Source organism: Planktothrix prolifica NIVA-CYA 540 (assembly GCF_963864145.1).
Classification (GTDB): Bacteria; Cyanobacteriota; Cyanobacteriia; order Cyanobacteriales; family Microcoleaceae; genus Planktothrix; species Planktothrix agardhii.
The window spans coordinates 3,745,451-3,765,758 of record NZ_CAWLTW010000001.1; the positions used below are offsets into that span (position 1 = coordinate 3,745,451).

General features: G+C 39.9%; 13 protein-coding genes. 11 read left to right on the forward strand and 2 right to left on the reverse strand.

Annotation, left to right across the window (positions count from 1 at the left end; all coding sequences use genetic code 11):
• The 11 genes from AC559H_RS16640 to AC559H_RS16690 all read left to right on the forward strand — a co-directional run.
• On the forward strand, positions 1–1,137 hold a 1,137-nt coding region (locus AC559H_RS16640; RefSeq protein ID WP_026798547.1), incomplete at its 5' end, for a hypothetical protein.
• Positions 1,138–1,173: 36 nt separating this feature from the next.
• Positions 1,174–2,073, forward strand: a complete 900-nt coding sequence (locus AC559H_RS16645; protein WP_227365610.1) for a CIS tube protein — start codon at positions 1,174–1,176, stop codon at positions 2,071–2,073.
• Between the two features lie 105 nt (positions 2,074–2,178).
• The gene (locus tag AC559H_RS16650; protein ID WP_052349351.1) at positions 2,179–4,140 is read left to right on the forward strand and encodes a VgrG-related protein; all 1,962 of its coding nucleotides are present in this window, start codon (positions 2,179–2,181) and stop codon (positions 4,138–4,140) included.
• Between the two features lie 293 nt (positions 4,141–4,433).
• The gene (locus AC559H_RS16655; protein ID WP_026795556.1) at positions 4,434–4,850 is read left to right on the forward strand and encodes a GPW/gp25 family protein; all 417 of its coding nucleotides are present in this window, start codon (positions 4,434–4,436) and stop codon (positions 4,848–4,850) included.
• A 47-nt stretch (positions 4,851–4,897) separates the two neighbouring features.
• Complete coding sequence (locus AC559H_RS16660) at positions 4,898–7,108, forward strand: putative baseplate assembly protein (RefSeq protein ID WP_026795555.1); 2,211 nt, start codon at positions 4,898–4,900, stop codon at positions 7,106–7,108.
• A 102-nt stretch (positions 7,109–7,210) separates the two neighbouring features.
• Entirely contained in the window at positions 7,211–8,233 is a 1,023-nt protein-coding gene (locus tag AC559H_RS16665; protein ID WP_026795554.1) for a phage tail protein, read from the forward strand.
• 123 nt (positions 8,234–8,356) lie between these two features.
• Positions 8,357–9,691 carry a DUF4159 domain-containing protein gene (locus tag AC559H_RS16670; RefSeq protein ID WP_026795553.1) on the forward strand — a complete coding sequence of 445 codons (1,335 nt, stop codon included), beginning with the start codon at positions 8,357–8,359 and terminating at the stop codon, positions 9,689–9,691.
• Between the two features lie 63 nt (positions 9,692–9,754).
• Positions 9,755–11,224: a PDC sensor domain-containing protein gene (locus AC559H_RS16675; protein ID WP_026795552.1), complete on the forward strand. Its 1,470-nt coding sequence runs from the start codon at positions 9,755–9,757 to the stop codon at positions 11,222–11,224.
• Positions 11,225–11,273: 49 nt separating this feature from the next.
• Positions 11,274–13,565: a WD40 repeat domain-containing protein gene (locus tag AC559H_RS16680; protein ID WP_051319592.1), complete on the forward strand. Its 2,292-nt coding sequence runs from the start codon at positions 11,274–11,276 to the stop codon at positions 13,563–13,565.
• A 43-nt stretch (positions 13,566–13,608) separates the two neighbouring features.
• On the forward strand, positions 13,609–16,170 hold the full coding sequence (locus AC559H_RS16685) for a COG1470 family protein (RefSeq protein WP_051319591.1): 2,562 nt from the start codon (positions 13,609–13,611) through the stop codon (positions 16,168–16,170).
• 53 nt (positions 16,171–16,223) lie between these two features.
• The gene (locus tag AC559H_RS16690; protein WP_026798548.1) at positions 16,224–18,035 is read left to right on the forward strand and encodes a tetratricopeptide repeat protein; all 1,812 of its coding nucleotides are present in this window, start codon (positions 16,224–16,226) and stop codon (positions 18,033–18,035) included.
• A 21-nt stretch (positions 18,036–18,056) separates the two neighbouring features.
• Here the strand turns inward: AC559H_RS16690 and AC559H_RS16695 are convergent, their stop codons facing one another.
• Together AC559H_RS16695 and AC559H_RS16700 are read right to left on the reverse strand one after the other, a co-directional pair.
• On the reverse strand, positions 18,057–18,755 hold the full coding sequence (locus AC559H_RS16695) for a haloacid dehalogenase type II (RefSeq protein WP_026795549.1): 699 nt from the start codon (positions 18,753–18,755) through the stop codon (positions 18,057–18,059).
• A 109-nt stretch (positions 18,756–18,864) separates the two neighbouring features.
• Positions 18,865–20,163: a TldD/PmbA family protein gene (locus AC559H_RS16700; RefSeq protein WP_026795548.1), complete on the reverse strand. Its 1,299-nt coding sequence runs from the start codon at positions 20,161–20,163 to the stop codon at positions 18,865–18,867.
• Positions 20,164–20,308: the final 145 nt, after the last annotated feature.

Below are 20,308 nucleotides of genomic sequence, written 5' to 3' on the forward strand. Positions count from 1 at the left end.
CCTAACCCAGAAATTCCCGTTTCAACTCTCCAAAAACAATCGGATTCCGCATCAATAATTAATCCCACGGGTATTGTTACACCAGAAATTCCTGTTTCAACTCTCCAAAAACAATCGGATTCCGCAATTGATAACCTTCCTCAAACTGAATCAGTATCAACAATTAATCCTACAGATATTCTTAACCCAGAAATTCCTGTTTCAACTCTCCAGAAACAATCGGATTCCGCATCAACAATTAATCCCACGGGTATTGTTACACCAGAAATCCCGGTTTCTGATATCCAAAAACAAACGGAAAGTCAAACTGTTGCACAATTGTTAAGACAACCTGGTGCTATTCCTCAACTTCCTCAAGTATTAGAAAATATTACCCATAGCAAACCTTTAGGTATTTCCAAATCTTTAATTCAACCATCTAAATTGATCTCAGAAACTTCCTTTCTTCAAACTAATCCTATGCTATCAAAAGATGAACATGAAAATGTTTTAGATAATCTGGATCAGTTTGCTTCTCCTTCAACGATTAATATAGAGCCAAAATCTGAGCCGAATTTTAACAATGAATCATCAAAACAAGGTATAATGATTCAACAGCAAGAAAGCGATTTTTCAACCTCAGATGTTCCTGATTCTTGGTCAAGTATTGAAGAATTGCTCGGTGAAAGCAACTCAACGCCAAGTAAACCAACTGTTGTGCAAGCTTTCTTCAAAAAAGAAGGGCGACAAGCGAAGCACCGTAAACACCCGCATCAGACATTGGACTTCCCTGCTGGGATGCTGTTACCCCCTGGAATTTCTAGTGGTGTTGCGGGAATTCACAATTTAGATTTACAACAGCAGCCAACTTCTGTGAAGGTACTAATGGAAAAAACAATCCAAACTAGAATACAACAGGAGCAAAAAACTGCTAGTCGTAAAGCTGAACCTGTTGAAACTCTTACTCGCTCAAATTTAGGACTAGAATATCATCAGTCTTCATCAGCAAGTGTAGCACAAAAGGAGGAAACAAAACAGGCAGAAACTAAAACAGATCAAGTTGAAGTTTTAGCTAGAGAAATTTATGGTCTTGTCCGACAACGTTTTGAAATAGAAAGGGAACGACAGGGTTCATCTTATGATCGTCGATTATTTTAAGTATGATTTTGGCTCAAAAAGTTCTTAATAAATTTTTTGAGGCTATCAACAAAGTTACTTATAATTAAGGAGAAAAATATGTCAAGTTCATCGACAGAAGAGTCGGGAAATCAGGCACTGTCAACGCTGGGAACAGCGTTGAAAAATGCTATGCTCGAAGCGGCGGATATAAAAATTTTAGAAGCTGCCGCAGCAGAGGATCTGGCAAGAGATCGGCAGTTTATATCAGAAGAAAACAGGTTTAAAAATCTAGCTCAGGAAAGTTACAAAGCGCAACAAAGGGATCAACGGTTAGTTAAAGCTGCTCTCATACCGAGAACGGGTGAAGCAGCTTCTCCGATTAACTTTATGTTCAATCCAACTGATTTGAGTTTAAGCCGATCTGTTACGATTAAAACAATGGATGGATCGAGAACACAAAGGGGCTTACCGAAAGTTAACTTTGGCTCTATTGAAGCTTATAAACTTACCTTGTCTGGGATTTTATTTGATACCTACGAAACGGGTGTTAGTGTTTTTAATGAAATTCAATCCCTATTGGATGCAGTGGATTTTTCTAAGTTTAAAGATCCTTTTGCGACACCAACAACTTCTGGTGGATACAAAGAAAGGCTGGTTAAATTAAGTTCATCGGAAACAGCAATGCAATCCTTTGTGGGATCGGTCGGGGGAAAAAATGTCTTGGGTTATAGAGAATTTGGTTCAGAAAAGGTCGGTAGTCAGACATTGGAAACAAGACGACCTCCTGTTTTTTATTTTATTTGGGGTGAAAAGAATTATATGTGTTGTATGATTAAACAATTAGACTATAAATTAACCATGTTTTTACCCAATGGAACACCCGTGCGAGCTATGGTTAACATTACTTTAGAAGAAGTTGATTTAGGGGTGGCAAGTAGAGCCTTCAGCGAGCGCCAAAAATTTGTCGTTACATAATCACTTTTAGTTAGGGAACACCGGAACACCGGAACACCGGAATAGGGATGAAAGACTGATAACTGATAACTGATGACTGATAACTGATTATTAGTAGGTTGTTTTATGAGTTCACAAGCAACGGATTATGTCTCGACTCCTATTATTACAGTTGATGGAGTTGATCCAGACTTAATGAATGATTTTAGGCGGGATATTCTGCAAATTTCTGTAGAAGAAAGTTTGCATTTACCCGCTATGTTTACCCTGGTTATTAATAATCCTTATGCTGCTACTGATCAAGAGACAAAAACCTGGAAATATGATCAGGACATTATCCAAATTGGTAAAGTTATTAAAATTGGTTTTATCCCCAGTACGAATAGTGATTCTGCACCCAAAAATAATCAGCCAACCTATTTAATTGATGGGGAAATTACAGCAATTGAAACTCATTTCTCAGGACAAACTCAAGCTCCTATTGTAATTCGGGGTTATGACATTTCCCATCGCTTACATCGAGGACTTTATATTCGATCTTTTCAAGATTATACTGATTCGGATATTGTCAAAAAAATCGCCGAAGAAGTAGGAATTGAAACCCATACAATTGACTCTAGTGGGGAAAAACATGAATATGTGTTTCAAGAAAATCAAACCAATATGGCATTTCTGCGGGAACGAGCCGCCCGCATTGGGTTTGAATTTTTTGTCCAAGATGGTAAACTGAATTTTCGTAATCCTCAGATTAATGAGATTTTACAGTTAGTTTGGCTGGCTGATTTTACCAGTTTTCGTGTTCGTTTAACCAGTGCTGAACAAGTGAAAGCGGTGGAAGTACGGAGTTGGGACTATGAAAGAAAGGAGCCCATCGTTGCCCGTATTCCCAAAGAAACCACTCAATTAACTACTTCTGAGATTCTGACTCGTACCGAATACGGAAAAGGCAGGGACTATAGCCAAAAGTTCGGGTTGAACCCTTCTGAACCTAAGCTATTAGTTGTGGATCAACCCACTGCTACCATTAAAGAAGCAGAAGTGATGGCACAGGCACTTTTTAATGAGTTAGAAGGGGACTTTATCTATGCCGATACCCGGGGACAGGGCAACCCCCGCATCCGACCGGGGAAAGTTGTGGAACTAGATAGAATGGGTCGTTATAGTGGCAGTTATTATGTTACTGAGAGTCGCCATCTATTTTATCAGGGGATTTACACAACGGAATTTAGTGTGCGGGGACTCAGGGGAGACAACTTGCTGCAAACCCTTTCCCCAAGTACACGCCTCAGACCCGGACAGACCCATCTGGTGGGTATTGTCACGGATAACAAAGATCCCAAGGGTTGGGGACGGGTGCGGGTGAAGTTTCCGACCCTGACCCCGGAAAAAGATAGTACCGCCCATGCCAGTTACTGGGCGAGGGTTGTGGGGGTGGGGGCTGGCCCAGGTCGGGGGTTCGACTGTTTACCGGAAATTAATGATGAGGTGTTGGTTGCCTTTGAACATGGAGACATTCATCGCCCCTATATTATTGGTGGGGTTTGGAATGGCAAAGATCAGCCTCCTGCCAAGATCACAGACTCAGTTGACAAGGGGAAAGTCCGCTTAAGAACATTTAAAACTCGTACCCAGCACACTTTACAATTTGTCGAGGAAGATAAAGATGGGACGGCGGCGGGTATTTATATTCAAACCAGTCAGGGCCATCAAATTCGCCTCAATGATAGTAATGGGTCAATTGAGGTGAGGACTAAGGCGGGACAGTCAATTCGTTTAGATGATCAGGGGGGTATTACTATTGAGTCGAAGGGAAATATTCAGCTACAACCGGGAACGGGACAGGTATTAGTATCGGGCAATGTTTTAGCGACACAATTCCTAATGGGTACAACGGTTAATAGTGTTAATGTTGGAGAAACCTTAACTAATTTGCAACAGCAAATTCAGCAAAATACTAATAGTGATCTCTCTCGTGCTCAAGAAATGGCTCAACTTAAGGAGCAGGTTCAACAAAATATCACCACTGATATTCAGCAAGCTCAAACCTTAAGCGACCTGCGAGAAAAAATCAAAGAACCCAGCAATTAGAAATCGTGGCTACACAGACAAAACCCACCTTTGTGGGTTTAAGAAAAAATCAAAGAACCAAGCAATTAGAAATCGTGGCTACACAGACAAAACCCACCTTCGTGGGTTTAAGACCTGAATTTTCTCTTAGTCCACGCAGGTGGACTTAGTTTGTATAGCCCGCCGTTTCAACGGCTGGGAACTTCCCATAAAAAATATCTTAGGTGTGATTAGACCTTTGGAGAATACACCCGGTCGAATCAATAAGCTAAATTAAGGGCATCCATCTGGATACAGGTAATGGGTAATAGGTAATGGTTAATTTAGCGAATCAACAATTAAGCCGTCCTTACTTGGGTCAAGGTTTAAGATTTCCCGTGCAAATCAACCTTCAGGGTAACCTCGACTTGAGTGCAGAGGAACAGAATATCAGAGAATCAATTTATATTATCCTGCTGACCCAATGGGGAGAAAGGGTTTATCGGCCTAATTTTGGCTGTCGTTTGTCCGAGTTGAATTTCGCCCCCATTAACCAACAAACCCTGATGTTAATGCGAATTTATGTCCAAGAAGCATTAGAACTTTGGGAACCCCGAATTATTGTTGATGAAGTCCTAACTGACCCTGACTCCTATCAAGGAAGAGTTGATCTTAATATTATTTACCATCTGCAAAAAACTTACGAAAGACGCAGTATTGTGTTTCCTTTTTATTTGCAAGTTGAAAGCTGATTACGAATTACGAATTACTGATAACTGATTACTGATTACTGATTTTTATGGTTTTTGACTTTTTACCTAAACTACCCAAACCTAACTTAGATGATCGGGACTATGAAGACCTGGTAAAAGAATGTATTCTGAGGATTCCCCGCTATTGTCCAGAGTGGACAAACTATAATCCCAGTGATCCAGGTATTACCTTAGTTGAACTATTTGCTTGGTTAACCGACCAAATGTTGGCTCGGTTTAATCAAGTTCCCCGACGCAATTATATTACCTTCTTAGAATTGCTGGGTATTCGTTTACAACCGCCCAAACCAGCAACAACAGAAATCACATTTTATTTAGTCGGTGATCTGCCAGATGCTTATACCATCACAACCGGAACCGAAGTCGCCACAGGACGCACGGCCACCCAGTCCGCCATTGTGTTTACAACCGACCAACCCCTAATTATTGGTCAACCCACCATCCAACACTTTCTCACCGGGGATACAGCACCCTCGAACCCGCAGGTTTTGCGCGATCGCTTTACCAACTTCTGGAGTGCCGCATTGCCGGGTAACTGGTCAGGCCCAGAGCTTTCCCTGTTTAGCGATAGTCCCCAACCTGGTAATTGCTTCTATCTGGTCTTTGACCCCGATGAACCCCTGGATGGTAACGTTCTCACCATTAGGATTAAAGGTCAAGAAGCCACTCCCACCGGAATTAACCCCAACGCTCCCCCCCGTACTTGGGAAGCCTGGAATGGAAGTGAATGGCAACCCGTCCTCCTACAAGAATCCGATGACGAAACCCAAGGATTTAGCTTCAGTAACCTCGCCCAAAAAGGCGGCAACCCATTACAAGGTGCCGACGTGACCCTGCACCTGCCAATTAACTTTCCTCCCGCGCACTTCACCGCCTATCGAGGTCGGTGGTTGCGGTGTGTTTGTACCGAACCCGATCCCAGACAACCCGCCTACAGTCGCTCACCTCGGATGATTGGGATTACAGCCACAGCCATTGGCGGAACCGTGAAAGCAACCCAATGTGAAATTATTGAAGATGAAATCTTAGGAGAAAGCAACGGTGACCCCGGACAGTTTTTTCAACTTGAAGGAGCACCCGTACTAGAACGGCGGGAGGACGAATATCTGATTGTTACCCCCCCAGGTGCCATTCCCCAACGCTGGCAAGAGGTGAAGGATTTTTCAGAGTCGGGAGTCAACGATCAACACTATATTATTGACTCCCTAACAGGTGTCCTGCAATTGGGCCCATTAGTCAGGGAAGCCAGCCAACTCAAGGAAGCAATGGAGTTAAGGGCAAACGTCCAAACCAACACCTCCAGGCAAATGCTACTTTCAAATTCCGACTTACAAAACCAATATGGCAGCATTCCCCCAAAAGGATCGGCGTTGCAGATGTCTCGTTACCGCACGGGGGGAGGTTCGGGGGGAAACGTTCAGGTCGGGACGTTAGAAATTTTGAAAACGGCCGTTCCTTATGTTGCCAGTGTGATTAACCATCAACCTGCCAGAAATGGAGCCGAGGCGGAAACCTTAGAACAGGCAGCGATTCGTGTGCCCCAAATGCTTCGTACCCGCGATCGGGCCGTCACCCCTGAAGATTTTGAGGAGTTGGCGATTAGGGGCGGGGCTGGGGCCGTGGCTCGCGCCCACTGTTTACCTGTTACCAGTGGCAAAGGAGGGACAGTACGGGTTTTAATTGTCCCCCAGGTGACACCCCTAAACTCCCCGTTCACGGGGGGATTGGGGGAGGATGACATCATCCGCAGTGAGGGCATTCACCCCGACCAGTTCACCCTCACCGATGATCTGGAGCAAAAAGTGATCGCCTACCTGGACGAACGGCGGCTTTTAGGGGTACAGGTGTTATGTGTCTCCGGTGACTATACGGGGGTGGCAATTCAGGCGGAAGTTGCCCTCAAACCCGAATACAATCACCCCGTTGCCCAACAAACCCTCCGCCAACAAATGCTAGTCGCCCTGTACAGCTTTTTTAATCCGATTACCGGAGGCATGGATCAAAAGGGCTGGCCCCTGGGTCAACCCGTCTATCTCAGCGATGCGATCACTGTGATCCAGCAGTTTGATGCGATTCGTTATATTGGGACGCTGCAACTGTTCGAACTTCAGCGTCAAGGACAATCTTGGATGCGTCTGCCCCCATCCCCCACTGTTAATCCTGGCTCCAAGGGATTGATCTGTTCCTGGGCTGATTCGACCCTGCGATCGCAGCACGTTATTTCATTTATCAGTTAACAGTTTACAGTTATTAAGTTTACAGTTAATTTATTAACTCCTCAACTGATCACTGATACCTCTTACACTGATAACTGATGACTGATGACTGATAACTGATTTATGGCTCGTGAACTCCTGATTTTAAAATTAATTCCTATGCGATCGCCGGAAGCAAATTTAAACACGCTTCCGATTCAGGCATCGGAAAATATTAATGTGGAAAATCCGAGTCTTTTACTTGTCCCAGGAGAAGCCAGTGAATTGGTGGTTAATTTAGAAAATTTAGGAAGTTATACTTTAGAATTAACCCTAGAAATTACAGGAGATTTTCCCCAGAATTGGTATACTATCATCACAGAACTAGAGGAAGAAAATCCCGCGTTTTTACTAACACCTGCCGAAACAATCAAAGCGATTATCCGCTTCCAAACTCCGGCGGATTTCTTTGAAAATCCCTTCGCCCTGGGTGTGGGTCAAGTTCTGAAATTAGATTATCAAAGTCGTTTAGCCGTTTATGGAGCAACCCGGGGAACAGGATCACAATTGCTAGAAATAGCAACTTTTAACCTTTATGTTCGCCCTATTAGCCGTTATCAACAATTTCTACCTAATTTTTATCGAGAAATTGATTTTGTTGGACGTTTTCTGCAAATTTTTGAAGCGACTTTAGAACCGGATGTCCAAGTTCTTTCTAATCTTTGGGCTTATTTAGATCCCCTAACAGCCCCGATCGGAATGTTAGAGTTTCTAGCTCACTGGGTAGGCTGGAAAAATCAACCTTATTTAACCTTAGAACAGCAAAGAAACTTAATCCGAAATGCGATTGAAATTTATAGATGGCGAGGAACTCGTCGGGGTCTGCGCCTATATCTTTACTTAGCAACTCGTTTACCTTTAGATGATCATATTATGAATGAAGATGAAAAACATATTGGAATTTATGAGTTTTTTAATTCCGGCTTTGTCTTGGACAAAACTCGCTTAGGTTACGACGCCATTTTGGGAGGAGTGCGACCCTTTCATTTTACAGTTCGCCTGCGTCCAGAACCCGATCGCCCCATTGAAGAAGCCTTAGTGCGAACTATTATTGAACAGGAAAAACCAGCCTTTTGTAGTTACGAGTTAATTATAGAAACAAGCTAAAAAAAGACAGGGAATAGGGAATAGGCAATAGGCAATAGAAGAAATTCAGTATTACCCATTGCCCATTCCCTGCTTTACCTTACCCATTGCCCATTGCCCATTGCCCATTCCCTGCTTTACCTTATGTTTTCCTTATTTGATTACCCCGAACCATCGCCCCTAAAACGTCTATCCGTCGAGGATGGACTGCTCTTAAATGCTGAACGTTGGCAATCTGCCCACGCCTATCACCAGAATCGCCAAAATCTCCATTATCAATCCCTGAATCAACCAGGAATCGTCTGTGGATTAGGGGTTTCTGCTATTGCTGCACCGGATCATATTGTTGCTAAATATCGGGATAATCGCTGGATTAAAATTGACCGTGGAATTGCGATTGATTTAATCGGAAATCCGATAATTGTTCCCGAACCGATGGAATTTCATATTGCTTCTGAAGCTGGGGAAAACCCGCTATTAATTTATATTACTATCAGATACGTTAATCCAGAAACACTATATCGACCCGAATCAAAATATTTGATCGAGGAAATGTTTAGAATTGATGAAAAAATTAACAATCCCGATCAACTAGAGGTAGAACTGTGCCGGATTATCTTGTTAGCAGGAAACGTTCAAATCACCTCCCCAACTAATGTTTTTTTTCCTGGCGGAAATCATATTGATTTGCGCTATCGGCAACAAGTAATGGCACGTCATCAAGGGGTGGTGAGCGTCGGTTTAATTGCCAACGATTCACCCATTGATCAGATGATTTTATCATCTTTATCTGGACTAATTCAATCTTTACCTGCACTTTATCCCGCCCTTGGAGGTCGGTCAGAAATTGGTAAAATTAAATTACAAACAGAAGAAAATAACGAATATTTAAACTATGATTTACTCTACCTCAGTTATCAAAAAATTGCTATATTAACAGAATCAGAAACGGAAATTCTCAGAGAATATAGGGAAACTGGAGGGATAATTTTTATAGAATTAACAACTCTGGAAAGCGAAATTGTGCAGTTAATTAAAATTCAACAAAAACTGAAAGAAACCCTAAATGATCTTAAAGAAGATGGAGAATTTGATCCGTTGATACAACAGTTGGAAAGCGAACTAGAGACTACAACAAAGATTTTGGATAAACAGTTGGCTGATGTTATGATCACCATCAGAAATTTAGCCCAAAAAACAGGCGAAGTTACAGCCAACGATTCAGGAGCAATTACTCGTCAACATCCCCTACGAAATCAGCCTTTTTTGTTTAGTCAGTTTCCGATCATTAAAGAACAGGAAATTAGCTTATTTAACTGGGATAATATTATCTTAGTTTTAGGAGATTTGTCAATGGCTTGGGGAATAAATGAAGGGTTTAGTTTTCCAAGAGAAACGATTAGATCTGCTCAAGAAATGGGGATTAATTTTCTATATTTTGCTGTAAAAAGGCGACAATTAACTCAACTTCTACTTTAGGTTTATAAACTATAATTGATTGAGGTTGTTAATCTTTATTCCCACTATAAAATTAAACTTACTATGGCTAACAAAACCTTCTCTTTTTTCCAGAAAATTTTTGATAAATCCGTGGGTTCTTTATCCATTCGCCGTACCTTGCCCCTGATTATTGTTACACCTTTATTGGTTTCTGTCACAGTGATTAGCTGGTTTAACTTTCAAGCGGGAAAACAAGAGATTGAAAAACTGATGTTAAAAATTAGTGAAAAATCGACTCAGATGATTGAACTCAATCTTCGTAATTATTTAGGAAAGCCAAAAGTATTATTACCCGCATACTTCGCAGCCATCCAAAGTGGGAATGTTGATATTAATAACTTACAAGAAGTCAAGCGATATTTTTGGCAACAACTACAAAAAACAAACGCATTAACTTCCATTTATATAGGAACGGAAAAAGGAAATTATGTACATTATGAGAAAACAGAAAATGAATTTATAGAAAAATTTAGAGATGAATCAACGAACGGAAATCGGAACTTGTATGAAGTTGACTCCAAAGGAAATCGCATCAGATTGATCAAAAGTGTGGAGTATGATCCTCGTGCTCGTCTCTGGTATGAATTTTCTAAAAGTATAGGAAGACCAAGCTGGAGTCCGGTTTATCAACTAGCCAGTATCAATACGCTAGGGATGGATTTTTCTATTCCGATTTACGATCGGGAATCTGGGAGTTTTGAAGGAGTGATTTCCACTGATATTAGTCTGGTACAAATTAGCAAATTTTTACGAAATTTAGAAATTAGTCAGAATGGAAAAGCTTTAGTTATAGAACGGACGGGAGATGTAATTGCAATCTCAACTTTAGAGCAACCCTTTAAAGTAGTGAATAATCAAACCAAACGACTGAATATGAGTGAAAATCAAGATCCGATTATTCAAGGAATAAATCAATACTTAATTGAAAAATTTAATGGTTTAGATCAGATTAAAGAGAAACAACAATTTACCTTTCGATTCAAAGGAAATTTACAACTTGTCCAAGTCACCCCTTTACAACAGAATCAAGAAGGAAAAGAAATTGGTTGTGATTGGTTAATGGTGGTTGTGATTCCCTATTCTGATTTTCTTCAATATATCTATACTTATACAACTTTAACCATAATTATTGGCGTTTTGGTAGCGGGTATTGGCGTGATTTTAGCTCTGTTAATGGTGCGTTGGATTATTAAACCTATTGAACAGTTACAACAAGCAGCCCATACTATTGAGTCACAAAACTTTGATCAAAGTATATTAGAGGAGGTGAGTCGTCGTCGCGATGAATTTGGACAGTTAGGAAAAGTAATGTTAGCTATGGCAAATGTCATTTACAGTCGCGAACAAAATTGGAAACAAATGATTGATCAACTTCAAAATCAAGATCTGCAAAAGCAAAAAACCAAGAGTGGAAATAATTCCCAAAAGCAAGTCAAAAACTTAGAAATATTATTGAGAGAATCACAACAACTCAGGACAAAAATAGGAGAAAATGATAAAAATCAAAGATAATTAATTATAAATTAAATACTTTTAATCAATAAAACTCAAGGAATGAAACATGAAAACTAATCTAATTACCACTGATATTTCTACAACTGAACTGACATTCAAACCGGGTGAATCAGCCGTATCTTTTGAAATCAATGCGATTAACTATAGTGATCGTTTTGCCAGCTTTCAGGTAGAAGTATTAGCGGCGGGTACTGATGAAGATTTAGCCCCAAATTGGTATATTCTTTCCCCCGAAATTTGTACTAAAAAACCCCCAGGAGATTCTACACAATTTCTGGTTAAAATTATTGATAGTCCTTTACCTGGTTTTGTCGGTCAGATGAATCTAACCGTGAGAGTTTTTTCCATTGAACTTCAGGAAGAAACCCGTCAATTATTGCGGTTAAATATACTCGAAGGAAGCGGGGGAGTTGGCTTAAAATTAACCCTTCCTGTCCAGGAATTTCAAGCTTACCCCCTACAGCAAATTAAAATCCCGGTTCAGGTTTATAATCCCAGTTCTCAACCTGCGAATGCGGTATTAAAATTAACAGGAATTAATCCCACCTGGTTAATAGAAGAACAACAGCTTATCCAAATTCCATCTCGTTTTCGAGTTGATGCCGTTTTCTGGTGCCAAATTCCCGATATTATCCAAACTAAAAGCCAAGTTCAGCCCTTCACTATTACAGCAATAATTACCAATGGTTTATCAAGGCAAATTACCGGGAATTTATTAATTTTACCCCAAGGAATTGTAGAGTTTAGGTGTTTTCCCCAGGAACGTCGTATCCCCAGTAGAAGGAGATTTTTTTGGCGTTCTGACCCGGTTATTTTTCATATAGAAATAAAAAATTGCAGTAATGTTTCACAGATATTTCAACTCAAAGTTAATTGCTCAGACAAAATAAAATATGAATTAAAATCCGATTTATCTCTATTAATACAAGACAAAAAAAAATCTATAGAACCCTTAAATAATGATGTAGAGATCAATGATTTTGATCCTACTATTGATCTCGATATTGGCGAAACAAATCAAATCTTATTAATCACAAAAATTAAACGACATTGGTTAGGTCGGATCAGGAAATTTTTAATAGAAGTAACAACAATACAAACACAACATCTTTCTTCTGTGTCTGATAGCCGTTTGTCTAGCACTTCTCCCCCCAATCAAATCTTGAAATTAAAGGTTTTACCCTTTATTCCCCTGGGGTTAATATTAACGGGCAGTGTTGTATTACTGGGGTTACTGTGGTGGTTTTCGGCACTGAATCCTTATCATCCCTCTTTAGGACATAAAAAACCAGTTAATTCTGTTCAATTTGATGGGTTAGCCAGTACGATCATGAGTGGTTCTAATGATCAGACAATAGCTGAATGGAAAGTTACTAACTTTTTTAATGATTTACACAATCAATTTATCGGTAAAATTGGCAATACTAAAAAGGCTGTGCGAGTGTTACGTTACCGACCCGTTGATAATAATATGATCGCCGCCGGATTGGAAAATGGGGAAATTCAATTGTGGGGATTAACGGAAGAAACCGGGTTAATTGATACTTTTTCAATTAATAAAGATGATCGCGTTTTTGCCTTAGAATTTTCTCAAGATTCTCAAACATTATTTAGTGGTCATGGTAGTGGTTTAGTTGTACAGTGGGATGCCAGTCTTCAGCGAGATCAAATGACTAAAGGAAGCGATCGCTTATTAAAGAAAAAACAATTTGATTTTGCTGTTTATGACCTGAGTTTTGTCGGAAAAGATAATCGTCATTTAGCAGTTGTCGGTCGGTATAATCAGTTTTTAATTTGGAATCTTGACCAGAATAAAACCTTAAAAGTTCCTTATCCAACCGGAGGACAAGATGATTATATTTTAAGTGTTGATGTTGCAGAAATTGCTCCCAATATTTTAGCAACAGGGGATAATCAAGGAAATATTACGATCTGGAATATGAAAAACTGTTTAGATAGTTCAGGAGAATGTGAAGTAATTGATCGTTGGCAAGGAAGTAAAATGGGGGAAGCGGTTCGTTCAGTTTCATTTAGTGATAATGGCTGCTATTTAGCCAGTGGTGGGGACGATGGTAAAGTCATACTTTGGGCTTTAACCTCCGAAGGAAAACGACCTTTAACAATGCCTGATGGTTCATCTATAGAAAACAATCTGGGAATTAAACAAGAAGTTAGCCATTCCTATCATCAGAAAAAAATTAATAGTGTTGATGTTAAAATTGTCGGTAAAAATATCTTAATTGCTAGTGGAGGTGATGATGATCAAGTCAGAATAACCCAAACAAAAAGAATATTTAATTTGGGTTGTGATTTTCGCAATAATCTTGAGATAGAGTAGAGACTTAAATAATTAATTTAACTATTTTTGAGGATTTAAAATTATGGTACATCAAACTCCACAAACTAACGGTCAAGCTCTGAATGATATTGAATATTCAGAAAATGCGGGAATTGCTAAACCCATCGCCTTGATTATTAACCCTTCCGAAGACAGTTCTGCCTGTGCTGGAGAAATTTTTGAACTGCGGGTTACAGTAACCAATCAAGGCAATAAAGGCGCTGTTATTAATGTTTATATTGATGAAACTTCTGGCTTGTTACGTCAGTGGTGTAGCTCGGCTTCAGAAAGTTTGGCCTTAGCTAATAATTGTAGTGCAGAAGTGGTTTTTTACTTTGCAATTCCTATTAATGCTACCCCCGAAAATCATAGTTATTTATTAGTTATTGATGCGCCTAAACACTATCCAGAAGACACGCCGATTCGTCATCAAGCGCGACTGCAAATTTTACCATCAGTACAATCCGCGACCCAGGTTAATGACCCGACATTTCAAATTTTACCAATTACAACTTATCAAAAACCAACTATTATTGAACCGGGCAAACCTTTAGATTGTAAAATTATAGTTAATAACCGTTCTTCACGGGTCGATCGCTTTCGTTTAAGTTGTTCTGATCTGCCCAATGATTGGTTTACTGTGATTTATCCAGAGGGATTAGTTGAATTAGGATTAGTCGGAGAACGGCAAAGTTTAGCATTGAATCCGGGGGCGAAAAGTGAGATTATTTTCCGCTTACAATTTCCTCTAAACGTCAAAGCCGGAAATTACTCCCCAACCCTACGTTTAACTTCCTTGAATAACCTCGATTTGGTACTAATTGATGTCTTGTATTTGCGGGTACTTCCCATCTATAGATTAATCCCAGAATTGCAAACTAAAATTGGGAAGGTTAGTAAAGAAACGGGATGGTTTCGGTTGTTATTGGGGAATGGCGGAAACACCCTCCGCAATGTTAGTTTTAGCGCAGAAGAAGACGCAGGTAAACCGATTTGTACTTATACTTTTGATCCTGAACAGGTGAAATTAGGGGCGCAATTAAAAACTCAAATTGACCTAAAAGTTAAACCGAATAAATGGTGGCGACGTCCTTGGTTTGGCAAGGGATTACCGATTGAATTTTATATAGAAATTGAGGATAGTTATCAACTACCTGTTCCCGAACGGTTGCCAGGAACTTTAATTTGGGAAGCACGACCCCTTTGGCAATTTATTTTATTAATTTTTATGATTTTGGGGGCGATCGCATCCCTAATTTTTGCGATTTGGTGGGTATTTTTCCGACCACCAACACCCCCGAAAATTTTAGAATTTACTTCGGTTTTTCCGACTTATGAACAAGCCGCAGAAGATGCGATTCACCTAAATTGGCAAATTCTTCACCCTCAACAGTTAAAAACGATTAAAATTATTGGGATTGCTGCCGATAGTGGTATTGTTTCTAGTGAAGATATATTGTATGATTTTAGCAAGGGGATTCCGCCGGAATTGAAGGAATTTTGCACATTAGAATCGGTTTTAAATTGTCAAAATATTCGTACCGATGCCCAACAAGCGGGAACTTATATTTTTCAAATGGATATATTTGCTAAAAAAGGCTATCAGTTAGCTGATTCTAAAAAAACAAACACGATTCGTATTAGTGCTTTACCCCAGCCTAAAATCTTGGATTTTATGGCAACACAAACAGCCTATCAAGAACCAGCCCCTAACCAATCTGTCTTAACATTTAATAATGAAATTGCCTTGAATTGGAAAATTAAAAATCCAGAACAATTGCAAGCATTAAAGTTAATGGCTCGTTCCACAGATGACACAGTTATAATTCCCTTAAAAACCTACGATTTTAGTGACGGTATCCCCTCGGAGTTAAGTGGATTTTGCTTATTAGAATCGGAATTAATTTGTCAAAGAGTCCCTACAAATGCCCGAAAAGCCGGAAACTATATTTTTGAATTGTCGGCGGTCTCTAAGGAGACACCAGAGGAAACTGCTATTAGCCAGAAAAGTGATATAATTAAGATTATTCCTTATATTTACCCGACTAAAATTGTCTCTTTTTTAGTGAATGATCAGGACGCTTTACCTAAATATATTTTACCGATTAATCCTGAAAAAACTGCTAAAACTATTCGGATTAGTTGGAAGGTAGAAGGGGGTAAAAATACAATTGTTGAATTACTCCCTGCACCCGGAACAGTGGGTCTTGAAGGTTCGATCATTTATCCAATTACTCAACAACCGGGTATAGAAACAATTACACTTGCGGTTAAAGGAGAATCAGGGGAACAATTGAATCGAACTGTCACCTTTGAAAAAATTGTTGTTCCTATTTCTGAACCGAAAATACCCCCGGTCGATAAACAGCAGGATACTTCTCTCAAGGATTCCAGAACCCCTAAATTAACCCCAAATAACCCCAACCTTTCTCCAAATCGACCTAATCAAACTGTCCCTAAATTGTCAACAACTCCACCTAATTTTCCTTTATTACCAACAGCACCGACCCCAATTCCAACTCCTTCTCCAACTTCTTCTCCAACTCCAACTCCAACCCCTTCTTTCTCAGCTTCACCGATTGAAATTCCTCCTCAATTTGATTAAATAATTAATAGAATAATTTTTACTCTGATTACAAACCGCCTGATGTTAAAACTATGATCAAAATAAATAAAATTCAAAAAGTGCGTTTTCCTCCTATTAATCTAAGTTTTAATTTTTGGGGATCGATAATTATTGCTCAATTTTCCCTACCTTTTAATATTAATATACCCCAACAACCAACCGCAATTCCTACTCCCCCTACTCCCATTAATGGAGATTTTAACTACTATTTTTCTTTATGTAATGTCCTGCGGAAACAACCCCAGCTTGAAGAAGCGTTATCAGCCTGTAATCAAGCTATTAATTTGAGTAAAAAAAAGAGAGCAGATTTATGGGGATTTCGCAGCGATCTATTATTAAAATTAGGACAATATGATCAAGCTTTAGTATCGAGTTTACAAGCTCTGGAAATTCAACCTAAAAACTCTCTAGCTTTAACTTTAAAGTGTCGCTCCCTTTTAGCATTAGGTCAACAAGATCAGGCTATTTCCGCTTGTGATAGTGCTTTAGAAATTAATCAAAATTGGGAGGAATTTTCTCCGAGTCTTACTTGGTTAAGTCGAGGTTTAGCTCAAGAACAGAAAACCCAATATTCTGAAGCTTTAGCATCCTTTGATCAATCTTTAAAACTCGAGCCTCAGAATTCTATAGTTTTAGTTAGTAGCTGTCGAGTTTTGTTAGAAATGGAGAAGAATGAACAAGCTATTGGTAGTTGTGATAACGCTTTAAAAGTTAATCAAAATTGGGGAGAAAGTTCTCCGGCTCAAGCCTGGTTTTGGCAAGGTTTAGCCTTTAGTAGTTTAGCAAAATATCAGCAAGTTTTAACCAGTTGTGAAGCGGTAAAAACTGATTTAGAAAAAGATATAGGAGTTAAAAATAATTGTATTAAAACTACTAGAATCTCTCGGTTAGAATCAGCCAAAACTTCATACAAACAAGCAACAATGCTGGCTCCTGAATTTGCTGTGGCTTGGACATATCAAGGGATAAATTTAGGAGAATTAAACGAATATAATCAAGCGCGAAATGCTTTAGAAACAGCTATTAAAATTTATCCTAATAATGCCTTAGCTTTGGTTAATTTGTGTGCAATTCTAAATAAATTAGGGAATTATCAAGAAGCACTAACGGCTTGTGAAAGTGGATTACAACAAGATAGTAATTGGCTAGAAAGTGAGCCTGCTGATACTTTCATCCAGAAAGCACAGGCTTTAGCAGGTCTGAAACGCTATGAGGAGGGAATTTTGGCGATTGATCAGGCCTTGAGTTTGAAACCAGACTCAGCGATCGCTTGGAATACAAAAAGCGTGATTTTATGGCAAGCCCAAAAATATCAGGAAGCTCTCAACGCATCGGAAAAGGCCTTAGCAGCCGATCCCAACTACTTTCAAGGGTGGTTTAATCGGGGGAGTATTCTGCGGGCGATGCAGCAAAATCAAGAGGCCCTCAGAGCCTATCAGCGTGCGATCGCTAGTGATATCACTTTTGTACCAACAGAAACTCTGGGGTCAGTTTGGACTAATTCCAGTGCAATTTTATGGGATTTAGGGCAATATCCAGAGGCAATTGCAGCAGCGAATAGTGCTATTAAGATTGATCCTAATTCAGTATCCGCTTGGTTTAATCGAGGGTTATTTTTCACGGGTGTAAAAGATTATGAAGAAGCAGTTAAGTCTTATCAACAAGCTCTGAAACTTGATCCAAAAGCGGTTAATATTTGGGTGGCTGAGGGGATGGCATTCTTCTATTTAAAGCGCTATTCAGAAGCCTTAAATGCTTTTGAAGAAGCGTTAAAAATTGATCCGAACTATTTACCAGCTTTAGAAAATAGGGATCTAATTAGTCGATATTTTCAGGGTAAATAAATAATATTTAATCGTGCTTTTCTAAACTTCAAAAATCAAGTCAACTAAACTTTTTAAATCAGGTACTTCTAAATCCGGTTGAGCGATCGCAATTTTCGTTGCTCCTCCTCCGAGTTGTCCTTGACGACGATTAACCCAAACTGTTGTTAATCCTAAACTATTTGCTGTAACAATATCATGAAAAATACTTTGGGCAACGTGCAGTAACTTATTAGCAGAAAGCCCCGTTTTATTTAAGGCGAATTGAAAATTATGGGCAGAAGGTTTATAGGATTGAGCTTGTTGCGCCGTAATAATATGATCAAATTCTATTTGTAGATGTTGGTTAGTTTGGGCAAACAAATCATCATCAATATTAGAAATAATTACTAACTGATATTTTTGTTTTAAGGCTTTCAGGGCTTCTACCGTATCAGGAAAGGGTTGCCAATCTTGAATTGAATTGGCTAAACTTTCTAATTCCGTGGGAGTGGGAGAAAACCCTAAACGTTCTCCAAACTTCTGCACCACATCCTGCAAAATTTCCCGATAGGTTTTATATTCTCCACTTTGGGCTTCCGGTTCTAAGATAGCAAATAATTCAAGTAACTGTTGATTACTCATCTCAATTCCATGGGCTTTAACTAATTGTTGTAAAACCGGAGTAATTCCGTTTTCCCAATCAATTAAAGTGCCATAGCAATCAAAACTCAAGGCTTCAAATTGATTAAATTTAATCATTTTAGTAGATAGTATTTTAAGGGAACAGGGATCACAGATTTAAGAGGATTTCACGGATTTCACAGATTTTAATCTGTGCTAACCCCCATTACCCATTACCCATTACCCATTACCCATTCCCCGTAACCGATAACCCTTCAAGAATAATAGAAGGAGTATAACAGGAACCATTCCAAGAGGCATCACCTCCTAATTCTATAACTTGTTTGAGGGCGGTGTAAACATTTCCGGCGACCATTGTATTTTTCACCCGTCCGACAATTTCGCCCTTTTCGACTCGATATCCTAAATCCACATTAATCGAAAAATCCCCACTAATTCCCGCACTTTCTCCTAACATTTGATCGATAATTAAACCCCGATCTAAACTTTTAATTAACTCAGCTAAGGAACTTTTTCCAGGTTGTACTAAAAGATTAAATAAACCAGGAGTGGGATAACTACCTAAATGGGTTCTAAATCCGTTTCCGGTTGTACCACTTCCCAGGGTGCGACCCGTAGTTAAGTCGGTATAAAATAGTTTTAAAACTCCGTTTTGAATAAAAGTAATCGGACGGGTGGGGATACCTTCATCATCAAAAGGACAACTAAAGGGCCCAGCATCGGGTTCTTGAGATATAGTTAAGACTGGAGACAGGACGGGGGTATTCAAGCGATCGCTCCAAGGAGACGCCCCCTCTAAGACCTGTTTACCATTCAAAGCGGCGTCCAGGGTTCCCCAGAGCATATCGGCGGCTTTAGCGGTAAATAACACCGGAATCCGACCTACCGGAGACGGCACGTTATTTTTAGCCCAATTTAACCGCATTAAAATCCGTTCGGCGAGTAACGTAGGATCAAGAAAATCCCGTTGAGTTTGGCCATCGGAAACCGCTAAAAAATCATCTCCCCGTACCCATTCGGTTTCCATATAGCCACTGAGGGTGGTGTCGGTGTGGCTACATTCGAGGCCGCGGGAGTTAATCAAGCGAATCGATTCCACTTCGCAATCCCATTCAGCCGCACATAAGACATCAGGATAGGACGCCCGAATTAATTCAATTGCTTGTTTCCCCCAACCGATCAATTGTTCAACGGGTACAACTTGCCCAATATCGGGATAGGTGGATTGGGCCTTGGATTCGGTTAATTCAATGGTTTCTGGCTGATTTAGGGTACTTAAAGCCAGCGCCCGGGTAACTAATTTTTCCGGTTCCACTGGCCCATAGGCAACGGCCAAACCCGGACGTCCATCTCGCCAAAGTCGCAGGGTTGTCCCTTCCGATTGGCTAGTTTCTAGTTGCTTGAGTCGATTGGCTTCAAAAAAAATCGGCTTGGATAGGGATTGAGATTGAAACACTTCCGCAGCCTCAGCGCCCGATGCGGCAGCTAACTCTAATAGCTGTTCGGCGGATTGGTCGTAGGTCATGGATAGTAGTGATGGCATGGCGTCATCGTTCATCGTACCCTGATCGGTGATCGGTGATTTATTTTTGGAAATAAAGCCCTCGGCGATTTCAATCGCGGCTACACAAACGATGTCCGCCTGCGCGGACTTATATGGTATGTGGGTA